We start from the raw sequence: 20,770 nt of genomic DNA on the forward strand, positions 1-20,770 counted from the left end.
GAGCATCCGGTACATCTTTCTGGTACAACCCTGCCTGATGGCAAAGCGCCCATAATTTGTTCCTTACTTCTCTTCTTTACTTCTATTTACTGCCTCTTGGCTGCAGGGCTCTTTTTTGTTGAGCCGATTCGCTAAGAGGCGCTAGTATATCCTACTTTTTCACCCAACGGAAACCCTCTTTTGACCAAACGATCCAAGAACGAAAGCAACAAAAACGAGATCTCTAAAGGTGGCCCCGAACTGCCTAACGACTACGATCCGGACGTCCCGAGCCGGGAGTCCATACTCAAACAGATGCGGGCCTCGGCCCGGCCCATGGCCGTGAACGAACTCGCGGCCGAGCTCGGGGCCGATGTCCCTATTTCCAACGGCTTCGAACGCCGCCTGAAGGCCATGGAACGCGACGGGCAATTATTCGTCAATCCCCAGGGACGCCTGGCCCTGAACGGCAAGCTGGATTTCATCGCCGGACGCGTGCAAGGGCACCGCGACGGCTTCGGCTTCCTGCTGCGCGACGACGGCGGCCCCGACCTGTTCCTGTCGCCGCGCGAAATGCTCAAGGTACTGCACGGCGACCGCGTGCTGGCCAAGCCCGACGGCGAATACCGCGGCAAGCCCGAGGCCACCATTGTCGAGGTGGTGGAACGCCGCACCGACAAGCTGGTCGGGCGCTTTCTCAAAGAGCGCGGGGCGCTCATCGTCGCCCCCGAAGACCAACGCATCAAACACGACATCCTGATTCCCGTGGCCGACACCGCCGGCGCGGAAAACGGCCAGGTGGTCACGGTGCAGATCGTGCAGCAGCCCACCCGGCACACGCAGCCCATAGGCCGCGTGGTCGAGGTGCTGGGCGAGATCGACGACCCCGGCATGGAAATCGAAATCGCGGTGCGCAAATTCGACGTGCCGCTGGATTTCTCCGACGCGGCGCTGAAACAGGCAGCCGCCCTGCCCGCAACCGTGCGCCCCGGCGAAATCAAGGGCCGCGTCGACTTGCGCGACGTGCCTTTCGTCACGATAGACGGCGAAGACGCGCGCGACTTCGACGACGCGGTTTTCTGCATGCCGGTGGACGCCGGCACCGCCAAGCGCAAGAAGCAGGCCTGGCGCCTGCTGGTGGCTATCGCCGATGTAAGCCATTATGTGCGGCCCGGCGACTCCCTGAACGACGACGCGCTGGAGCGCGGCACCAGCGTCTACTTCCCGCGCCGGGTCATCCCCATGCTGCCCGAGTCGCTGTCCAACGGCATTTGTTCGCTCAACCCCAAGGTCGACCGCCTGGTTATGGTTTGCGACATGGTGGTGCAGGCCAGCGGCGCCAAGGCGGGCACGATCAGCGCCTACCAGTTCTACGATGCCGTCATCCACTCGCACGCCCGCACCACCTATACCGATGTGTGGGCCGCCCTGCAACAGCCCACGGGGCCCGCGGCGCAGTCGCTGCGCGACGTGCTGCCGCATCTGCAGAACCTGTACGAGCTGTACCAGTTGTTCGCGCAGGCACGCGTCAAGCGCGGCGCCATCGACTTCGACACGGTAGAAACCAAGATCATCTGCAACCCCTTGGGCCGCATAGAAAAAATCGTTCCGTATGCGCGCAACGACGCGCACAAGCTCATAGAAGAATGCATGCTGGCGGCCAACACCTGCGCGGCCGACTTCATCGTGCGCAACAAGCGCCAGGGGCTGTACCGCATCCACGAGGGGCCGACCCCCGAAAAACTCAAGGCGTTGCGCGAATACCTGCGCAATCTCGGCCTGAGCCTGGGCGGCGGCGACGAGCCCGGCACGCAAGACTACGCGCGTCTCATCCAGGAGGCCGGCAAGCGGCCCGACTTCGAGATCCTGCAAACCATGTGCCTGCGCTCGCTGCAGCAGGCCATCTACAGCCCCGAGCCTCTCGGGCACTTCGGCCTGGCCTACGAGCACTACACGCACTTCACCTCGCCCATACGCCGCTATCCCGACCTGCTTACGCACCGCGTCATCAAGTCGATACTGGCCGGCAAGCACTACGTGCCGCAAATCGACGATGTGCCGGCGGCCGCGGCGCTGCCGCGCGGCGAACGCGAGCATGCCGTATGGGAAAAACTGGGGGTGCTGCTGTCGGCGCGCGAACGCCGCGCCGACGACGCCTCGCGCGACGTCGAAGCCTGGCTCAAATGCTGGTTCATGAAAGAGCGCGTGGGCGAAGTCTTCAGCGGGCGCGTCACCGGCGTGGCCAGCTTCGGCGTGTTCATCACGCTGGACACCTTGCACGTGGAAGGCATGGTGCACGTTTCCGAGCTGGGGTCCGACTACTTCCAGTTCAACGAGGCCATGCACGAACTGCGCGGCGAGCGTACCGGCATCCGCTACCGCCTGACCGACGCGGTCCAGGTGCAGGTCTCGCGCGTCGACCTCGAAGCGCGCCGCATCGAGTTCCGGCTGGTCAAGGGCACGGGCTTCAAAGAACTACAGAAATCCGTGGCGAGCACCGAAGCGACGCCCCCGCGGCGCGTCAAGCGCGCGGCCTCGGCCAAGCCCGAGGCGCTCAAGGGCACGACCTCGCGCGAGCGCCGCGCGGCGGCCAAGCGCGGCGCCAAGGCCACGACAGGCGCACGCAAGTCGGGACGCGCCCGCCGCTGAGTCAGGCCGACAAGGCCTTGGACATGGAGACGTGTTCGATGCCGGCCTCCATATAGGTGTCGCCCTGCGCGACGAAGCCATGGGCTTCGTAGAAAGCGCGGGCGTGCACCTGGGCCGACAGGACTACCTGCGGATACTGGCGCGCGCGGGCCTCGTCCACCAGCGCCATCAGGATCCGCGAGCCCACGCCGCGGCCGCGGTACGGGGCCCGCACCGCCATGCGCCCGATATGGGCGTCGCGCAGCAGCCTGCCGGTGCCTATGGGCACGTCCTGCCCGTCGTAGGCCACCGCATGCAGGCTGGAGTCATCTTCGGCGTCAGCCTCGATCTCGGGCGGCACATGCTGCTCGTCCACGAAGACCTCATAGCGCACCGCCAAGGCATCCTGCCGGCACGCGGACCAGTCCCCCAGCCGCACGCTGATCCGCGGCTGCCCGTTCTGTTTGCTGTGTTCGTTCTTGTCCACGCGAATACTCCAGACATGCCGCCTGCTTCGCGGCGGCGCAAGCCCATGGGAGGCAGGTGACGCGCTTGCGGATGCGGCAGCAGGGCCGCAGCAGGCGCGCCGGACGCCGTCAACCGGCCAGCTTCAGGCCGATGATGCCCACAACAATGCAGGCCACGCTGGCTAGCCTGGGCAGGCTGGCCGAATCGCCGAACAGCACGATGCCCAGGATCACCGTGCCCACCGCCCCGATGCCGACCCATACCGCATAGGCCGAACCCACCGGCAGCGACCTCAGCGCCACCCCCAGCATGACCACGCTCAGTGTCATGCTGGCCACGGTCCACAATGTCGGCCACAGGCGCGTGAAGCCCTCGGTATACTTCAGGCCGATGGCCCAACCCACTTCTAATAATCCGGCAATCACCAGTACCAGCCAGGCCATACCGCACTCCTTTTCCGTATAGCGGGGCCGTCCCCAGTGACATGAATCGGAAGCCGCGCCGCCCGCAACAGGGGCGAGGCTTCCCGGCAGCGGGGTCGTCCCCGCTGTCCGAAGGCTTCCGATTCTACTACTATCGATTTCCGGCCCCCGCCACCTTTATTGCCGATTGCGCCCGTACAGATTCCATGTCCCCGTTCCCCGACGCCGCCAGCCTCTCCGCAGCCGCCGCGCTGGCGATATTCGCCGCCACGCTGTTCCTGGTGGTGCGCCGGCCGCGGGGGCTGGACATCGGCTGGAGCGCACTGCTGGGCGCCGCGCTATGCCTGGTCCTGGGGCTGGTGCACGCGGCCGACGTGCTGCGCATCTGGCATATCGTCTGGAATGCCACCGCCACCCTCATCGCCATCATCATCACCAATTCGCTGCTGGACGAGGCGGGCTTCTTCAAGTGGCTGGCGCGGCACGTGGCACGCTGGGGCGGCGGGCGCGGGCGCAGGCTGTTCGTCATGATCGTGCTGTTCGGAGCCTGCGTCTCGGGCCTGCTCACCAATGACGGCGCAGCCCTGATACTTACCCCCATCGTGGTCGAGATCCTGGTGGCCCTGGGCCTGACCGGCGCGAGCCTGTTCGCCTTCGTGCTGGCCGCCGGCTTCATAGCCGATACCGCCAGCCTGCCGCTGACCGTCTCCAACCTGGTGAATATTCTTTCCGCGGATTTTTTCGGCATGGGCTTCGACAGCTACGCCGCAGTGATGGTGCCGGTGGACCTGGTGTCCATCGCCGCGAGCCTGGCGGTACTGCTGCTGTATTTCGGCAAGCTGGTGCCGCGCCGCTACGAACTCGCCAAGCTGCCCGACCCGGCCGGCGCGATCCGCGACCGCCGCACTTTCCACCTGGGCTGGATCATGCTGCTGGCGACGCTGGCGGGCTTCTTCTTCCTGGGCCGCCTGCACGTGCCCACCAGCGCCGTGGCCGGCGCCGCCGCCCTGGTGCTGCTGCTCGCGGCGGGACGCGGGCGGGCCATCAGCACCCGGCGCCTGATGCGCCGCGCGCCCTGGAACATCGTGTTCTTTTCGCTGGGCATGTATCTGATCGTGCTCGCCCTGCGCAACGCCGGGCTGCTGGGCTGGCTCTCCGCCCTGTTCCAGTGGCTGGCCAATGCGGGCCTGTGGACCGCCACGCTGGGAACGGGGCTGGCCGCCGCGTTTTTGTCGTCGATTACCAACAATCTGCCGGGCGTGCTGCTGGGCATGCTGTCGATACAGGATGCCCACGCCCCGGAACTGGTGCGCCAGGCCATGGTATATGCCAATGTCATAGGCAGCGACCTGGGGCCCAAGATAACGCCGATCGGCAGCCTGGCCACCCTGTTGTGGCTGCATGTGCTGCAGGGGCGCGGCATACGCATAGGCTGGGGCGAGTATTTCCGCACCGGCATCGTGCTTACACTGCCGGTGCTGCTGTGCACGCTGGCGGCGCTTGCGGCCTGGCTGCAAATTACTCATTAGACCGCTCGCGTATCCTTATATATTATTTAGGCATAAGTGAATATCTATATATTCCTTTTAGAATAAGCCCCCAGCCGCTAGACTTTGGCCTGCACTCCGTTCGCCCGCTATACATCCATTCCAGAAAGAATTTCCATGAATACCCTGGTTTCCGCTCTGAACCCCGCCCGCAGCCGCGCCTCGGCCCCGCGCATCAACTACATGCCGCTGCTGGTGTCGCTGGTTTTACTGGCCGTGGGCGCCAACTATCTTGCGCAACAGGCGGGATGGCGCCAGGGCTCGCTGTGGATCATCGGCGCGCTGCTGGGCGTAACCCTCTATCACGCGTCTTTCGGGTTCACCCAGGCCTGGCGGGTCTTCGTGGCCGACGGCCGCGGCGCCGGCCTGCGCGCGCAGATGATCATGCTGGCCCTGGGCGTGGTGTTGTTTTTTCCCGCACTGTCGCAAGGCAGCCTGTGGGGCGAGCACGTATCGGGCATCGTGGCGCCGGCCAGCCTGTCGGTCGTCATAGGCGCCTTCATCTTCGGCATCGGCATGCAATTGGGCGGCGGCTGTGCCTCGGGCACCCTGTTCGCGGTGGGCGGGGGCAGTACACGCATGATCCTCACCCTGGCCGGCTTCGTGGCGGGCTCGGTGCTGGCCACGATCAACTTCACCTGGTGGGCGACGCTGCCGTCGCTGCCGCCCACCTCGCTGGTCAAGCAATGGGGCTGGCCCACGGCGCTGGTCGCCAATCTCGCGGTATTCGCCCTTATCTACTGGCTTACCACCGTCATCGAAAAACGCCGCCACGGCAAGCTCGTCGCAGCCGCCGACATCGGCGCCGGCAAGCCCGCCCTGTTGCAAGCCATACGCGGCCCCTGGCCGCTGGTCTGGGGCGCAATCGCGCTGGCGCTGCTGAATTTCGCCACCCTCGCCGTGTCGGGCCGCCCCTGGGGCATTACCTCGGCCTTCACCCTGTGGGGCGCCAAGGCCCTGGACGCAGCCGGCACCGACGTCGCCTTCTGGCAATACTGGGCCAACGACCAGGACACCTTGTTCGCGCCGCTCAGCCACGACGTCACCACGGTCATGGACATCGGCATCATGCTGGGCGCGCTGGTGGCGGCGTCCCTGGCCGGGCGTTTCGCTCCGGTATGGAAGATCCCGCTGCGCTCGCTGCTGGCCGCGGCAGTAGGCGGCGTCATGCTGGGCTTCGGCGCCAGGCTGGCCTGGGGCTGCAATATCGGCGCCTATTTCAGCGGCATGGTGTCGGGCAGCCTGCACGCATGGATCTGGCTGCCCAGCGCCTTCGCCGGCAGCGCCCTGGGTGTGCTGCTGCGCCCGCTGTTCGGGCTGTCGGTCGAGAAGACCACACAAGCTTCGGGATGCTGAACACCGACAAGCCGTAGGGCGCCCGCGGTCCGGCGCCTAGCGGCGATATTGCCGCTGCAGTTCGTCGAACGACACCAGCCTGCCCGCCAGGGCGCTGGCCGCGACGGTGGGCGGGCTGGCCAGCCACACCTGCCCCGGCCCCGAACGGCCCGGGAAATTGCGATTGATGGCGCTGACGGTCACCTGCCCGGCGCGCTCCGACGAGCCCGGCCCGCAATTGGCGCAGGCCCCGCATGAAGGCTCCAGGATGCGGGCTCCCACGGCGGCGAACACGCGGTCATAGCCGCGCCCGATGCAATAGTCGCGCACGGCGGTCGTGCCGTATTGCAGATACAAAGTGACCGACTCAGGTACGCGCAGGCCCTGCTCCACCCCCCAGGCCAGCACAGCGTAATACTGGTCGAAATCTTCGCGCTTGCCGGCGGTGCAAGATCCTCCATAGGCGATATCGATGGCGACGCGCTGCGCCAGGCTGTCCAGCGCAACGCCGTTGCCGGGGTCCCCGGGACGGGCGACCATGGGCGCAAGGCGGCCGCAGTCCACGCGCAGCACCGCCGCGTAGCGGGCGCCGGGGTCGCTACGCATCCAGGGTTCGAGGCGGAAATCGATGCCGCGGCGTTCGCGCAGAAAACGCAGGGTTTCCTGGTCCGGCGCCACGATCCCGGTCAGGCCGCCGAGCTCGGCCGTCATATTGGTCAGGGTGGCGCGCTCGTCGGTGGGCAACTGCGCCAGGGCCTCGCCGCTGAATTCGAAGACCTTGCCGATGCCCGCGCCGCCGCGGATCTCGGGCTGCGCCAGCAATTCCAGGGCAATATCCTTGGCGGTGACGCCCGCCGGCAGCCTGCCCTGCAAGTCCACGAGTATGGATTCGGGCAGCGTCATGCGCACCGCCCCCGTGACGAAGGCATTGGCCATGTCCGTGGTTCCCACCCCGAAGGCCGCGCAGCCCAGCGCGCCGCTATGGGGCGTATGGGAATCGGTGCCGACCACGACCTGCCCGGGCAGCGCATAGTGCTCGCTCATCATGGCGTGCGATATGCCGGCCACATTGCTGCCGTCGTCCCGCGCCGCCTCGGCTTCGCTCAGCGTACGGTGCGAACGCAAGCCATAGAGCTCTACGCAATCGCGATGCGCCTGGCGCAGGCGCAGGATATTCGGCACGAGGCCGCGCGCCACATGCATGGGGCTGGACTCGATATACGAGGTATGGTCCTCGAAGGCGAGGATGGATTCCCGATCCAGCAAAGGCGCCGGCACGCCGCAGGCGGCATGCAGCATATGCGCGCACATGCCCGTATAGTATTCGTGGATGAAGCGCCAGTCGGCCCGCACGAACACGCCATCACCGGGGTCTTGCGCATGCCGCGTGTATTCGGTGTGCAGCAGGTGGCGGGCGATGATTTTTTCGAACAAGGTCTTGGGCGGATTCCCGGCGGAATGGCCCGGCCGGCAAGCCGCGCCGGATTGCGCATCATCGGGCCCGGGCCGTCCGTTCGAAGCATCCTCATCCGCCATCGCAGCCCCAGCCGGCTCGGCCGGCTCGCTGCGCGCCAGCCGCAGCCCGGCCATGTGCAGGCGGCCGAAACGCAGCAGGCCGCCGCTGCCCAGTATCCCGGCGGCCAAAGCCTGCCTGCCGGCGAGCAGTTCTTCCAGCGGTATGGTCTCACCCTTCTGTATGCGCGCTATCAGGCCGAAATCGGTCGATGTGATCAGGCCGATATTGTCGGCATTCTGGCGGTACAGACGCTCGAAGCTCTCGGCGATGACCAGCCGGATGCCCGCCAGTTTCTCGGCGGCCGGGCTGTGCTCGCGCGACGAACCTTTGCCGTAGCGCTTGCCGCCGACGGTGACGCCGAACTTCCCCGCCCTGACGGCATCCGGCCCTATGGGGGTTTCCCCGCCCGCCCGCAGGCCGGTATAGGGATAGCGGCCCAGTTGCTCGTCGTAATGAGCCAGGGCCGACATGGGGGTGATCTCGTCCGTCGAAATATCGTCGCGCAAGACGCCGGCGCTGGAAAGGTCGAGATCTCGCCCTTCGAGCTGCAGCTTGATCAGGGCCGGGTCTTCGGCCAGGAAGAGGATGCGCCCGAAGGGCGCGGAATTTTGCACAATGGATTCCATCGGGAAATTGTGTCGCGAATCCCAGGTTCCCGGCAAGTGTTCAACCGCGCAATCCGGTATCGCAAACGGCGATGAGGCAGGGACTAGGCGGCTACTTTTTCAGCGCCTCGATCAATTCCTGCACCGCCCTGTGGCGCGGCGATTTGCGCAAGGCATAGATGCGAAGCTCGCGCGCCGCCCAGGCCTCTGCAAGCGGGCGGCGCGAGAACTTGCGCGCGCCGGCATAAGCGGTCGCGGCGCTCTGCGGCATGATGGCGATGCCGAGCCCGGCCTCGATCATGCGGCAGGCAATATCGAAACTGCTAACCACGACCTGCGGCGTATAGTCGCTCGAGAGCCTCGCCGCCTGGCCGCGCAGCAAACTATCCAGCGCGCCGCCCGAATGCACCCATATCAGCGGATACTGCATCGCATCGGCAAAGCGCAGCTTTTTCATCCCGCCCAGCGGATGCGCATTGAGCATCACGACAATCAGCGGGTCCTCGGCAAATGGCCACGACTCCAGCCCCGGCGGCGCATCCATCTTGACGCAAACGCCCACATCCGCCTCGTCGTCCAGGCAGGCCCGTATCACTTCGCGGGTGTCGCGCTCCGATATGGCAATCTGCACCGCCGGATAAGCAGTGCCGAAGGCGTGCAGGCGTTCCGGCAGGAAACCGATCAATGAAGACATGTTGGCGCACAGCCGGACCATGCCATTGACCTGGCCGTCCAGCCCCTGCACGTCGCGCGCCAGCGCCTGCAGGTCTTTGTCGATCCGGCAGCCTCGCTCCTGCACCAGGGCCCCGGCAAGCGTGAGTTCTATGCCCTTGGGCGAGCGGACCAGCAGCTTGACGCCCAGCGCGCTCTCCAGCTCGGCGATGCGCCGGCTGAGCGCCGACGCGGCGATATGCTCGCGAGCCGCCGCGCGCGAAATCGAACCTTCGGCCACGACCGCGACGAACAGACGCAAGCTGTAGGGATCGATGCGACGAATCATGGTTCCGATTGCATATCGCCAGGGGTTCAGGCTTTCTGCAGTGTAACCCTGCCGGGCCCTGCACCATCGCCATCGCCATCGGCGATATGGGGCATCGCGGATTAACTCTACGGAACCTGGCCCGGCGCCTCTTAGAATCCACGCCAGGCAAGGGAATGCCGACGTCGGCGCCCGGCCGTGTCGACGGATGCGGGCGACGTGCTTCGACAAAATACAAGTGACTCGTGGAGACAAGACAAAATGAAATCGATCTACCGAATTTTCACGGCCTGCGCACTGGCCTTGACTGGCGGCACCGCCTGTATTCCCGCACAGGCGGCGGACGCATACCCGAACCACCCCGTGCGCCTGATCGTAACCAGCGCCCCCGGCTCGGGGCTGGATCTGGTGGCGCGGGCCATCGCCCCGGACATGGGCAAGAAACTGAAGCAATCTTTCGTCGTCGAGAACAAGGCCGGAGCCGCCGGCATTCCGGGAACCCGGGAAATCGTGGCATCCGCGCCCGACGGCTACACCCTGGGCCTGGTATCGTCCAACCACGCCATCAACCCAAGCATGCATCCTGACTTGCCCTATGACACGGTCAAGGACATCACCGCCATCACGCTCATCGGCGCCGTGCCGCTGGTGCTGGCCGTACCTGCGAACTCGCCCTATAAAACCGTGCAAGACCTGATCGGCGCAGCACGGGCCCACCCGGACAAGATCAACTTCGGCTCCGCCGGCCTGGGCAGCGCACTCGATGTCGCCGGCCTGATGCTGGAAAAAATGGCGCGCATCAAATTCATGCACATCCCCTACCGCGGCGGCAATCCCTTGATGACAGACTTGATGTCGGGACAGGTGGCGACCGCCTTCCTGGCCGTATCAACGGCCGAAGCCCAGATCAAGGCCGGCACCATACGCGCCCTGGCCGTCAGTTCCGCCCGGCGCATTCCGTCCCTGCCCGCCGTCCCCACGCTGGCCGAATCCGGCGTGGCCGGCTATCACTATGCGGCCTGGATCGGCCTGATCGGCCCGGCGAAACTGCCCGCGCATGTGGCCGGCCTGTTGCAGAAGACCGTACACGAGGTAATCGCGCTTCCAGACGTGCGGCAGCAGTTTGCAGTCCAGGGCTTCGACCCCAGCGGCACCTCGTCCGCCGAATTCCTGGAAACGCTCGAGCGGGAAATCGCCTCGACACGGGAACTCATGGGCAAGCACTAGCCTGTTGTTTGCCCCCTGCCGTGTTTCTGAAGTAAGGTGCAGGGCGAACGAACAACAAGGACGCCAGCATGAGCCGCCTGTTCACCCGCCACACCGTCTTCCACCTCGTCATACTGCTTACGGCAGCCACATTGGTCCTGGCGCTGGCCGTCAATGCCTGGTGGCTGGTCGGCACCCTGATCTTCGGCGCCCTGGCGCTGGTGGGCGTGATCGACCAGATCCAGGCCCGCCACACAATACGCCGCAACTATCCCGTCATCGGCAACCTGCGCTTCATATTCGAATCCATCCGTCCCGAAATACGCCAATACTTTTTTGAAGACGACACGCAGCAGTTGCCCTTCTCGCGGGCCGACCGCTCGCTGGTGTACCAGCGCGCCAAGCACGAGATCGACAAGCGCCCTTTCGGCACGCAGCGCGACGTCTACGGCACCGACTACGAGTGGATCAACCACTCCATGGATCCAGCCCACCCCGCCGACAGCGACTTCCGCATTACCGTGGGCGGCCCCGACTGCACGCAGCCCGTATCGCTGTCGGTGCTGAACATCTCGGCCATGAGCTTCGGCGCCCTGTCGGCCAATGCCGTCATGGCCTTGAATAAAGGCGCCCTGATGGGCAACTTCGCGCACGACACCGGTGAAGGCGGCATCAGCAGCTATCACCTGACCCACGGCGGCTCGCTGATCTGGAACATCGGCTCGGGCTATTTCGGTTGCCGCGACGCCGACGGCCATTTTTCGGAAGAAGCCTTCGTCGAACGCGCCACCCAGCCCAGCGTCAAAATGATAGAGATCAAGCTCTCGCAAGGCGCCAAGCCCGGCCACGGCGGCATACTGCCGGGGCCCAAGGTCACCCCCGAAATCGCCGCCGCGCGCGGCGTTCCCGCCTGGCAGGATTGCAATTCCCCTTCCAAGCACAGCGCCTTCGGCAACCCCATCGAGCTGATGCGCTTCGTCGCCCGGCTGCGCCGGCTGTCCGGCGGCAAGCCAGTGGGCATGAAGCTTTGCGTGGGCCATCCCTGGGAATGGTTCGGCATCGCCAAGGCCATGCTCAAGACCGGCATCACGCCCGACTTCATCGTCGTCGACGGCGCCGAAGGCGGCACCGGCGCTGCGCCCATAGAATTCGTCGACCATGTCGGCACGCCGCTGCGCGAAGGCCTGCGCCTGGTGCACAACACGCTGGTGGGCATAGGCCTGCGCGATCGCATCAAGCTGGGCGCTTCGGGCAAGATCATCAGCGCCTTCGACATGGCCCGCACCATGGCCATGGGCGCCGATTGGTGCAACAGCGCCCGCGCCTTCATGTTCGCCATAGGCTGTATCCAGGCGCAGGTCTGCCACACCGGCAAATGCCCAACCGGCGTCACCACGCAAGACCCCAAACGCCAGGCCGGCCTGGTGGTGGCCGACAAATCGGTGCGTGTAATGCAATTCCACCACAACACCCTCGACGCCCTGGCCGAGCTGCTCGGCGCAGCCGGCCTCACGCACCCCGGCGAACTGCGCCCGCACCATGTCGCCCGCCGCATCGCCAACGGCGAAGTACGCGTGCTGTCGGCGCTGTTTCCCGATCTGGAAAAAGGCGAACTGCTCGCCGGCAAGTTCCGCCAGACCATCTTCAGGGTGGCCTGGCCCATGGCCCAGGCCGAATCCTTCGCCCCCACCCACAGCCTGAGCGCGGCATTGTCCGGCAATACCGCCACCCTGGTGCCGCCCGCCGAAACGCCGGCGGCCTGAGCCTGCGAGGCACAGCCGCAGGGCGGCAAGCAAAAAGGCCAACCCCGAGGGGCTGGCCTCAGAGTGTTGATAAACCCCTGTGCTTTGGGCAGGGGTTTATCGTTTTTTGGCGTGATGCGTAGAGGCGGTTTTTTCCGGGCTCGGCGCAAAGATGGGCCAGCTCAGGCCGCCGTTAGGTGGAAATACCCTTCTTGCTTGGCTAGTATGCACATATAATGTATTGTGAAAACTGCGCATGTTCGCACTATTGAAAGGGAGATTATCATGCTGACCGTCAACCGACCTCGCAGTGCTCCCAGGCGTGCCACGAATGTGTCACTGCCCGAAGACCTACTTTCCGAGGCGAAGGCCTTGCACATCAATATCTCGCAGGCCGCCGAAGCTGGTGTTGCCCAGGCCATCGCACGCACACGCAGCGAGCGCTGGCTTGCCGAGAACCAGGAAGCCATCGAAAGCTCCAACGCTTTTGTTGAAAAATACGGCCTTCCCCTGGCGAAGTACCGGATGTTCTGATGAGCCGCTACGACGTTTACGCGAACCCGTCAGGCCATGGGTATCTACTTGATGTCCAGGCGGACATCTTGCAGCCGCTAAATACAAGGGCTGTTGTGCCGTTGGTTCCCCTGAGTGCAGGGCCCAAGTCGGCGAAGACACTTAATCCTGTTTTTGACATAGATGGTGAGCCACACGCGATGGTGACGCAGTACATCGCTGCAGTTCCGGTCAGCGAGCTACAGAACCCCGTATGCAGTCTCCGACAGTTGCACGACGATATCGTGGGTGCCATTGACTTTTTGTTTCATGGATTCTGACTTGTCGAGAGTCGGAGGTCATGCGTGTTATCGATATTCATGCTCTGATCCCCTGTTCGTGAGGTAGAGCCGCGAAACACAGTAACAGGGCGGCAAGCAAAAAAGGCCAACCCCGAGGGGCTGGCCTTTTTTGCCTGATATCTCTGGTGGCGCATCCCTGAGATTTCACCAAAAAAATAAAATCTCTTTGCCATCAACACCTTAGCCTCGGTGCGAGTCGGATTGACAAAAAATACTGACACACCAAGGTACCACGTTCACCACCAAAACAAAAGCCTATCACAGCAACGCTAACCCGTTAGGGTAAGGGGCACCGTCCCCTTTTACTCTTCCGAAGGATAACCAGCGACGAGATTAAACATTTCCCATTGACTTCAAAACAATGTCACGTAATGCGTTAAGCATTTCTTTCTTTGGTTTGCCTTTTGAAGAATTAAACGCTTGTGCAATTCTATCTTTATTGTGAAATCTTTGATCAGGTGACTTCATAACATCAGCAGTAAATTCCTCTATGCTGTTGTATGTGTCAGGAACAACATTTTTTTGTTCTTGTATTGGTTTATGTTCTTTATCATTAGGATCTACATTTCTTTGTTCAGTGTTCAATAGTTCTTGTACAATTTTATCAACCTTCTGCTCGATCTCACCATCTTCACGCCATTTCTTTGACGCTAAACTAAGCATACGCCCATTAGTAATTTGATCTCCTTTTAGATCCAATATTCTATTAACTTCATCAGCAACACCGTCCCAAGTAAACCCTAATTTTTTCAGTGCAAGAATATAAACACAGTTTATGTCAAGCACACTTTTTTTGCTGTTCCTTTGATTGTCTAATGATGCTTTTAATTCGATCATCCATTGAGCGTGTGTAGTTTCTTTTGTAGTTCTTTGTGTAGTGCTTTTGTTTATTGTTTTATTGTTCATAAATCATTCCTTTGTAGTTTATATAATAAACATAGCGCACATAAAAACAATGTCAACATTTGCCAGATTTAATTATTGAATACCCCGTTACTCCAATAGGTTGTTGACATTCAAAATCTATCAATTATGATTAAAATAAGAATCTAAGCAAGACCACTCCTTATATACCCACTTCGGGGTATAACGGAGGCTTGTAAGGGCTAAGCCCTTAACCCTTATGGGGCGAGCCCCAAACCCCCTGAAAAACCTTGCTTACCTTCTTCTAAAAAAATAATTAGAGAGGAAGAAATGAGGAATCATAATAAGAAAAAACATCTCTGGGTTTCAGAGGAACAAGATAGAAAATTAACCAAGCTAAAAAATGAACTTGGCTTAAATGCCAGTGATGTTTTTAGAATGGCTATCGATAAAGATTATCCCTATATAAATCTCTACTATGTGATTTCAGCAGAGTTAAAAAAGCAGGGAACGAATCTGAACCAAATAGCAAAGCGAGCTAACACAAATAGAAAAATAGATAAACAGGTCTTGAAAGAAATTCAAGAGATAAAAACCAATCAACAAGCCATTCTAAAAACTTTAAGGAGTGGTTATGATAATTAAAATTTTTTCCACCAAAGGAGGTGCGACATCAGCAGTAAATTATTTTCTTTCGAAGAAAGATCATAAAGGTAATTTGCGTGAAGTTAAGCCAGAGATTTTAAGAGGTGATGCACAATACACAAAAGACCTTGATGGTTTAACAAAAAAGTATGCTCATCAAATCGTTTCAGGTGTTATTTCTTTTAGAGATAATGAAACATTAACACCAGAACAAAAAGAAAAATTATTAGACGATTTTGAGGATACTTTCATCGGTTCAGAAATGAAAGAAAAAGTGAACTCCTTTTTTGTAGAGCATTACGATAAAGGTAATTTAGAAATTCACTTTGTGATCAACCGTGTTGCCATAATGGAAAATGGTAAGCACAAACACTTCAATCCATTTCCACCAGGTCACGAGAAATTGAAGGATGCTTTTGTATCACTGAAAAATGAAGAATATGGTTTTGAGCAGATAGAAGAAAAAGCCATTCTCAAAACTAAATACACAGGCGCAGAAAGAAAAGCAATCAGATCAGGAAAACACAATTTTGAAAACCTAAAAACAAAATTCGAGCTTGATAAAGCGATGAGAGAGATGGTTAAAAGTGGTGAGGTAAAGAACAGAGAAGAACTAATAGACATTCTGAAAAGTAGTGGGCACACTCTTTCCAGAATTGGTGATGACTATATAAGCATTAAGAATGACAATGGTAGAAATATGAGGTTCCGAGGTGGGATCTATGCTCATAACGAGGGCAAAGACTATCAGGACATCATCGACCTATTCAAAGAAAAAAGCAAAACTAAAATATATTGTAGAAAAACTACTTTGCAGACTTACCATGAGGAAATGTCAAAGCGTGTTTCTTTTAACTCAAAACGCTATCAGGTAGAAGATGATCCTTTAGGTTATGAACCAGTATCTATAGTGAAGGTAGATAATAGATCCTCACCCATATCGAACCAAAAAGTATCTGACAGCAAGATCGAGTTTGAACTACATTCAAAACTGACAAATAAAAATCATTCAATAAGCGATGCTTCACCTGTATTTAAAAGTTCAGCAAAGGAAAGGTTGAGTGATGCCTTAGCAGAATTAGCCAACGCACGTACACCCAGTGAAACAGCTAAAGCACAAAAGGCTGTAGCTATGGCTAAAGCATTAGTGGAAAGAGAAAATGCAGAGAATAAATTAAGATTAGATAGAATCTATCAACCCATAACACCTAAACTGCATTAAGGGCCTTGCCCTTAATAAGCCCATTCCGAGTCATATAAGAAAACCAGCTTTTAGCTGGCTTCCTTATATGACTCGGTTTTTTTAAGGAAAAATTGTTAGTTGGAATTTCAGTATCAATACTTACTTTGTCCGGGCGCCTTGTTCTCAGATTTAGGAATAGATATTTCTGAAGGTATTACACCATTGAATATATCCTGAACTGCACGGTCGTCTAAACCAAAAGTTTTCACTCCTGTAGAAACAAGTGTTGGTAAGGATATGAATAATGCTGAAACTATACAAGCTCGAATAAAAGGCATTGCTTTTGCACTTCCTGCCATTTTATCCCCACTTTTATCCCCTAAGTTTGATCCTAGTTGAATTAGATAACTGGTCATTGTATATATCCCTATTAGATAGCAAACATACTTCATAAATATAGGTATAGTAAGTAAATTCCCAATTATTTTTCCGTTCACTATGTCGTCGATTTTACAGTTTCTACCTGTGTTGAGCTCGCAAGCTGCTGCGGATAAGGGGATTGACAGAATAAAATAAATTATGCTGATTCTTAGTATAGTTAATTTTCTTCTCATTATTGTTCCTCAAATAGTAATCGCTGTATTTATTGCTTCAATAACAGCTATCGAAGATAGCCAAGATATTGTTATGTTCAGTAATAGATAAGATTTATTTTTATTTTTGATTGTGTTGCTTGTGACGGTAAAAATTAAGCCAGCAATTATGCAGAACGGAAGATAAGATATTATTGATTGAAAGGATATTGTGTGATTTTCGATAAATATAAGTTTCACTGATTCTGCTACTGATATGCAGTAAGCAATCCAGACTAATGTATTTTCTAATATTTTATGGAGATAGGTATTGTCGGTTTTCATATTTCACCTTGTTTTTATTTTAAGTTTATTGAAAACAAGTCATTTGTCAAACATATTTTTCAAGTTTGACAACTACAGAAAATCAATTATAAATAAAACAGAAAAGAAAAAAGCCCAATCGTAAGATTGAGCTTTTTAGAAACGGTTGAAGATTCGGACCCTTTAACCAGAAAGTGATAATATTATTAACCAAAATAATCTAAATGTCAATAGTCTGGTAAATCAAAAATCTTCAATCTAATAAAAACAATTAGAAATTGGAGATTTTATGATTGAACAGTTTATAGATAGCCTACCAGAAAAAGTAAGATGCACAGATAGCTTTGAAAATGGAACAAAGCACAGGAAGAAAGATAAAGCCTTATCTTTTCCCTACATTGAACACAATCAGCTATACAAGAAATATATTGCCATTGATATAGACACACCTGGAAGTGCTTTTTTATGGGAAAAGCACGGACTACCACCACCAACCTTTATTGTCGTAAATCCAAAGAACAGCCATTGCCATTACTTATGGCAATTGAGGACACCAGTGATTTACACAGAAGGTGGAAGAAGGAAACCACAGCAGTTCTATGAGAACGTGGATTGTAGCCTCACCAGGTCGCTACCAGGTGCAGATCCAGCCTATGTAGGTAAGTTCATAAAGAACCCGTTGTCGGCCTTCTGGAAGACCATACGCCACAATGCAGAATATGACCTTGAGGACTTTCAGGAGTATATCGATACAACACCCATCAGAAAACGTCAGAACCTTGTGTGGGACGCTTTAGGAAGGAACAACACTCTGTTTAACAATCTTCGTTTTTGGGCTTACCCCACAGTCAAAAAGTACCTAAATAATCACGCAGGCTTCATATCAGCAGTTGAAGAACAAGCATTTGAAATCAACAGCCAATTCATTTCACGATCTGATAAAGGTTCATTGCTTCATAAAGAAGTACTTTCCACTGCAACTTCTGTAAGTAGCTACACTTGGAGGAACAGGTATGGGGATTTTAGACGTAAAGGAATTATGCAACTTCCAGAAGATATGCCACAAAAGCAAAAAGAATCTTTGGGAGCTTGCTACACCAATAAAGTAAGAAGCCAAACAGTTAAAGAAAAAATTGTTCAAGCTGTAGCAGAGCTAAAGGCACAAGGAACACCAGTTACTCAAACCTCTGTTTCTATTCGTGCTGAAATTTCGCTACCTACGATAAAAAGAAACTGGAATGAATTGGCACAGCAGTTCAATTTATACGCTTAAGTACTTAGTTGCGATTTTCTACTTTGGTATCACACGGGGTATATCAGATAATTACCCTTATCGGGTGGGTGCAAACCTAATCCCGTAAGGGCATCATATAAAAAAATTGATGCGTAGTACATCAGAAAATATAGTTGATCCGTTAGGAATGAGCGATAGCGAATAAAATTGGCGAAATTAGATTTTGGTGTGTTGTTCAGCTATTTTCAGTAAATTTGAACTCAATGCTGTAATTCATCAGTTTCAGAGTCGGTACAACTCTTGCAGCGGCTTTAGCTCTACGATCAAAATCATGGGCAACGAGAATACCTCTAACTTGTTTGGCGCTTTCTTCTTCTTGTAAATCACCCATATAGCCGAGTATCTGACCGATAGCGCGACTGTCAGCCTTTCCAGCTTTCAACTCAATGACAACAATTCCGTTATCATCTTCACAAGTTATATCAATTAGACCAGAATCAACAGCACGTTCGACACCATCATCAATAATTTTCAGACCAGAATCAAGCAAGGCAATGTTTTGCCTTAAAGCAACTTGCATATCACGTTCTAAAGTGAATCTTTGTTGTGTGGATTCTTGAGATGTTTGTGGAGTATCGGAAATGTCATTGATAGCTTCCGATCTTACTGATTCAGCTTTGAATCCGTCATCCATCAAAAATTTCCTGTATCGAACTACCGCATTTTTGTAGGATTGAAGATTGTTTCGAATATTACCTTCAAACTGAATTTTAGAGGGGTTCGGTTTATTTTGTCTTTCGTCTTTTGTCGAGTATTCCAAATCGTCAATAATGCTTTGGAGAGTTCCGTTCTGGAAATGTTCATCGAGATTCCCGTAATACTCCTCCACTTTTTGGACCCGATATAATTGTGCAGTTCTCGTGCCGTCTGAATATTTTTGTTCAGTAAGCCAATTAATATAATCGTTTCGCATAAAATCTCAACAAATTGTTACGTTATAAGAAATAAAAATGGCCCCCAATGGAGCCTATTTATTTAAACAGCAAAATCTTCTTTGCTTTTTCCTTCTGCAATGGCGTCTTTAATCCATTGTGGTTGACGTCCCATACCAGACCACGTTTCACCATTGTTATTTTTGTAGCGAACAACAGCAGGTGTAGAAGGTCCAACTTTTTTGGAAGCCTTTTTACCTGAAACAGCAAAGCCCAAATCAGAAGCAGTAATGCCATATTCCTGCATCTTGGTTTTTATGTCTGCTACAACTTCAGCAATTTCTTTCTTCCTTGCTTCTTCAGCCTGTTGCATCAGTGCTTCGGCTTGGGCTTTCAATTCAAGATAAGTTGCCATTCTATTTCCTATGGAGGTGGACATTGACAGCAGAACGATAGCACAAATGAAGATCAATAGAAATGCTGAATTGGAAATTCAAGCTTATCAATGACTTCCTTCAATACCTTCATCGGTTTATGGTGCTGATAATTTGTGAAGTGGGGAGATGAGAAATCAACTTTGGATTGTTCATAGTGCCCCACAATGGACATTATCAATGCTGGATGAACACCCATATTGGTAAGCCGATTGATGAATGTATGCCTGAATGAGTGAAAAACTTTCCTATCGTCTTTGATCCCAATCTTATCTAACCATAAACCAAATTTTCGGGAAGTGTTTTTAGAGTAACCATTTTTGGTTTCTACCAAATGAGGAAACAGCATTGTCTCCTTTTTCTCTTTCAAACTCTTCACATAGTCCAAGAATTTAGATTGAACTAAATTTTTATGTAGCGGAACTTTTCTAATTGAATTTGCGTTTTTGGCACGTTCAATGTCAAATACCCAAATCCCATCCTCTTCATAAACCTGTTCTAAACGCAGGCTTGCTAATTCTTCCAATCGGGCACCTGTATAAAGACCCATAATCGGTAGCCAATAGTAATCAGATTTTGTCATAAAATCTTTATAGCCAACCTCCTCAAAGATTGATTTCAAATCGTCATCGCTAAATTCCTTATAGGAACGCGTCATTTGTTTAATCTTTGATTTAGTAGAAACCTTTACTTTTTCAAAGGGATTCTCAGAAAAGTAAAGATTGTTATTTATGGCATACAGAAAGAGCATACGCAAATAGGACATTTTAGAGTTAATGACACTAACCCCTGTACCATTTGCTAAAAGCCTGTTTTTATAAGTCACAGCTTCATTAGCTGTATATTCATTTATGTCTTTATCAGAAAAGAACAGGATGAACTCTTCATAGACCCTGTTTTTGTCATAAATGGTTTTTGGCACATTCTCTATTTTCGCTTCATTCAAATAGAGTTTTGCAACTTCGGATAGAAGTTCACTTTTTTGTTGAATTACTGTTGGTTCAGGTTGTGGTGCAGGCGTACCAGAAACATTAGGATTGCCAGTAGCAATAAGGTTCTGCACCTGGCTACCACTGAAGTTGGCTAACTGTTCAGCAGAAACCCCCAACTTTGATAGCAGGCTATCAATCAAACTTTCATCGCCTGGTTTGATATCAGAGAATTTGATACCAGTTGTTAGCGCCGGAGTAATACTGACCCGCTGCGTCGGAGTAAAAGTGACCCACCTGGGCAATGATGGTGGCTTTGGCCGCCGCAATGTTGACTCAGGAGCAAGCAGTGGAGATCAAGGTATTGGCACG

Annotated in this window: 19 protein-coding genes; 10 read left to right on the forward strand and 9 right to left on the reverse strand. The window is 54.9% G+C overall.

Annotation, left to right across the window (positions count from 1 at the left end; translation table 11 throughout):
• Window positions 1-180 precede the first annotated feature (180 nt).
• Window positions 181-2,628: a ribonuclease R gene (gene rnr / locus KVP10_RS20860; protein ID WP_217966683.1), complete on the forward strand. Its 2,448-nt coding sequence runs from the start codon at window positions 181-183 to the stop codon at window positions 2,626-2,628.
• A 1-nt stretch (window position 2,629) separates the two neighbouring features.
• Here rnr and KVP10_RS20865 read toward each other — a convergent pair whose 3' ends face one another.
• A complete protein-coding gene (locus tag KVP10_RS20865) occupies window positions 2,630-3,094 on the reverse strand; it encodes a GNAT family N-acetyltransferase (protein ID WP_376810996.1) in 465 nt (154 codons plus the stop codon).
• A gap of 109 nt (window positions 3,095-3,203) precedes the next feature.
• Window positions 3,204-3,518, reverse strand: a complete 315-nt coding sequence (sugE, locus tag KVP10_RS20870; protein ID WP_217966684.1) for a quaternary ammonium compound efflux SMR transporter SugE — start codon at window positions 3,516-3,518, stop codon at window positions 3,204-3,206.
• Between the two features lie 185 nt (window positions 3,519-3,703).
• Between sugE and KVP10_RS20875 the strand changes: the two genes are divergently transcribed.
• Both KVP10_RS20875 and KVP10_RS20880 read left to right on the forward strand, forming a co-directional pair.
• Entirely contained in the window at window positions 3,704-5,026 is a 1,323-nt protein-coding gene (locus KVP10_RS20875; protein ID WP_217966685.1) for an arsenic transporter, read from the forward strand.
• Between the two features lie 135 nt (window positions 5,027-5,161).
• Complete coding sequence (locus tag KVP10_RS20880) at window positions 5,162-6,400, forward strand: YeeE/YedE family protein (protein WP_217966686.1); 1,239 nt, start codon at window positions 5,162-5,164, stop codon at window positions 6,398-6,400.
• Between the two features lie 36 nt (window positions 6,401-6,436).
• Here the strand turns inward: KVP10_RS20880 and KVP10_RS20885 are convergent, their stop codons facing one another.
• Window positions 6,437-8,521 (reverse strand): aconitase family protein, encoded by a 2,085-nt coding sequence (locus KVP10_RS20885; protein ID WP_217966687.1) that lies wholly within the window; start codon window positions 8,519-8,521, stop codon window positions 6,437-6,439.
• Window positions 8,522-8,612: 91 nt separating this feature from the next.
• Window positions 8,613-9,500 carry a LysR family transcriptional regulator gene (locus KVP10_RS20890; protein ID WP_217966688.1) on the reverse strand — a complete coding sequence of 296 codons (888 nt, stop codon included), beginning with the start codon at window positions 9,498-9,500 and terminating at the stop codon, window positions 8,613-8,615.
• 240 nt (window positions 9,501-9,740) lie between these two features.
• Here KVP10_RS20890 and KVP10_RS20895 point away from each other — a divergent pair, with 240 nt between their 5' ends.
• The 4 genes from KVP10_RS20895 (at window position 9,741) to KVP10_RS20910 (ending at window position 13,260) form a co-directional block, all read left to right on the forward strand.
• The gene (locus KVP10_RS20895; protein ID WP_217966689.1) at window positions 9,741-10,706 is read left to right on the forward strand and encodes a Bug family tripartite tricarboxylate transporter substrate binding protein; all 966 of its coding nucleotides are present in this window, start codon (window positions 9,741-9,743) and stop codon (window positions 10,704-10,706) included.
• A gap of 68 nt (window positions 10,707-10,774) precedes the next feature.
• Window positions 10,775-12,448, forward strand: a complete 1,674-nt coding sequence (locus KVP10_RS20900) for an FMN-binding glutamate synthase family protein (protein ID WP_217966690.1) — start codon at window positions 10,775-10,777, stop codon at window positions 12,446-12,448.
• Window positions 12,449-12,712: 264 nt separating this feature from the next.
• Window positions 12,713-12,961 (forward strand): type II toxin-antitoxin system CcdA family antitoxin, encoded by a 249-nt coding sequence (locus KVP10_RS20905; RefSeq protein ID WP_217966691.1) that lies wholly within the window; start codon window positions 12,713-12,715, stop codon window positions 12,959-12,961.
• Window positions 12,961-13,260, forward strand: coding sequence for a CcdB family protein (locus KVP10_RS20910; protein ID WP_217966692.1), 300 nt, complete (start codon window positions 12,961-12,963; stop codon window positions 13,258-13,260). The genes KVP10_RS20905 and KVP10_RS20910 overlap by 1 nt, the downstream gene beginning before the upstream one ends.
• A gap of 354 nt (window positions 13,261-13,614) precedes the next feature.
• Here the strand turns inward: KVP10_RS20910 and KVP10_RS20915 are convergent, their stop codons facing one another.
• Entirely contained in the window at window positions 13,615-14,187 is a 573-nt protein-coding gene (locus KVP10_RS20915; protein ID WP_217966693.1) for a hypothetical protein, read from the reverse strand.
• A 288-nt stretch (window positions 14,188-14,475) separates the two neighbouring features.
• Between KVP10_RS20915 and mobC the strand changes: the two genes are divergently transcribed.
• Together mobC and KVP10_RS20925 are read left to right on the forward strand one after the other, a co-directional pair.
• Window positions 14,476-14,790 carry a plasmid mobilization relaxosome protein MobC gene (mobC, locus tag KVP10_RS20920; protein ID WP_217966694.1) on the forward strand — a complete coding sequence of 105 codons (315 nt, stop codon included), beginning with the start codon at window positions 14,476-14,478 and terminating at the stop codon, window positions 14,788-14,790.
• On the forward strand, window positions 14,780-16,012 hold the full coding sequence (locus tag KVP10_RS20925; RefSeq protein WP_217966695.1) for a relaxase/mobilization nuclease domain-containing protein: 1,233 nt from the start codon (window positions 14,780-14,782) through the stop codon (window positions 16,010-16,012). The genes mobC and KVP10_RS20925 overlap by 11 nt, the downstream gene beginning before the upstream one ends.
• A gap of 113 nt (window positions 16,013-16,125) precedes the next feature.
• Here the strand turns inward: KVP10_RS20925 and KVP10_RS20930 are convergent, their stop codons facing one another.
• On the reverse strand, window positions 16,126-16,389 hold the full coding sequence (locus KVP10_RS20930; protein WP_217966696.1) for a hypothetical protein: 264 nt from the start codon (window positions 16,387-16,389) through the stop codon (window positions 16,126-16,128).
• A 769-nt stretch (window positions 16,390-17,158) separates the two neighbouring features.
• Between KVP10_RS20930 and KVP10_RS20935 the strand changes: the two genes are divergently transcribed.
• The gene (locus KVP10_RS20935) at window positions 17,159-18,142 is read left to right on the forward strand and encodes a replication initiation protein (RefSeq protein ID WP_217966697.1); all 984 of its coding nucleotides are present in this window, start codon (window positions 17,159-17,161) and stop codon (window positions 18,140-18,142) included.
• A gap of 196 nt (window positions 18,143-18,338) precedes the next feature.
• Here the strand turns inward: KVP10_RS20935 and KVP10_RS20940 are convergent, their stop codons facing one another.
• The 3 genes from KVP10_RS20940 to KVP10_RS20950 form a co-directional block, all read right to left on the reverse strand.
• Window positions 18,339-19,076 (reverse strand): endonuclease NucS domain-containing protein, encoded by a 738-nt coding sequence (locus KVP10_RS20940; protein WP_217966698.1) that lies wholly within the window; start codon window positions 19,074-19,076, stop codon window positions 18,339-18,341.
• Between the two features lie 62 nt (window positions 19,077-19,138).
• The gene (locus tag KVP10_RS20945; protein ID WP_217966699.1) at window positions 19,139-19,450 is read right to left on the reverse strand and encodes an H-NS histone family protein; all 312 of its coding nucleotides are present in this window, start codon (window positions 19,448-19,450) and stop codon (window positions 19,139-19,141) included.
• 53 nt (window positions 19,451-19,503) lie between these two features.
• Window positions 19,504-20,601 (reverse strand): site-specific integrase, encoded by a 1,098-nt coding sequence (locus KVP10_RS20950; protein WP_217966700.1) that lies wholly within the window; start codon window positions 20,599-20,601, stop codon window positions 19,504-19,506.
• Window positions 20,602-20,770: the final 169 nt, after the last annotated feature.

Origin of the sequence: Candidimonas humi (genome assembly GCF_019166065.1) — a bacterium.
Classification (GTDB): Bacteria; Pseudomonadota; Gammaproteobacteria; order Burkholderiales; family Burkholderiaceae_B; genus Candidimonas; species Candidimonas humi.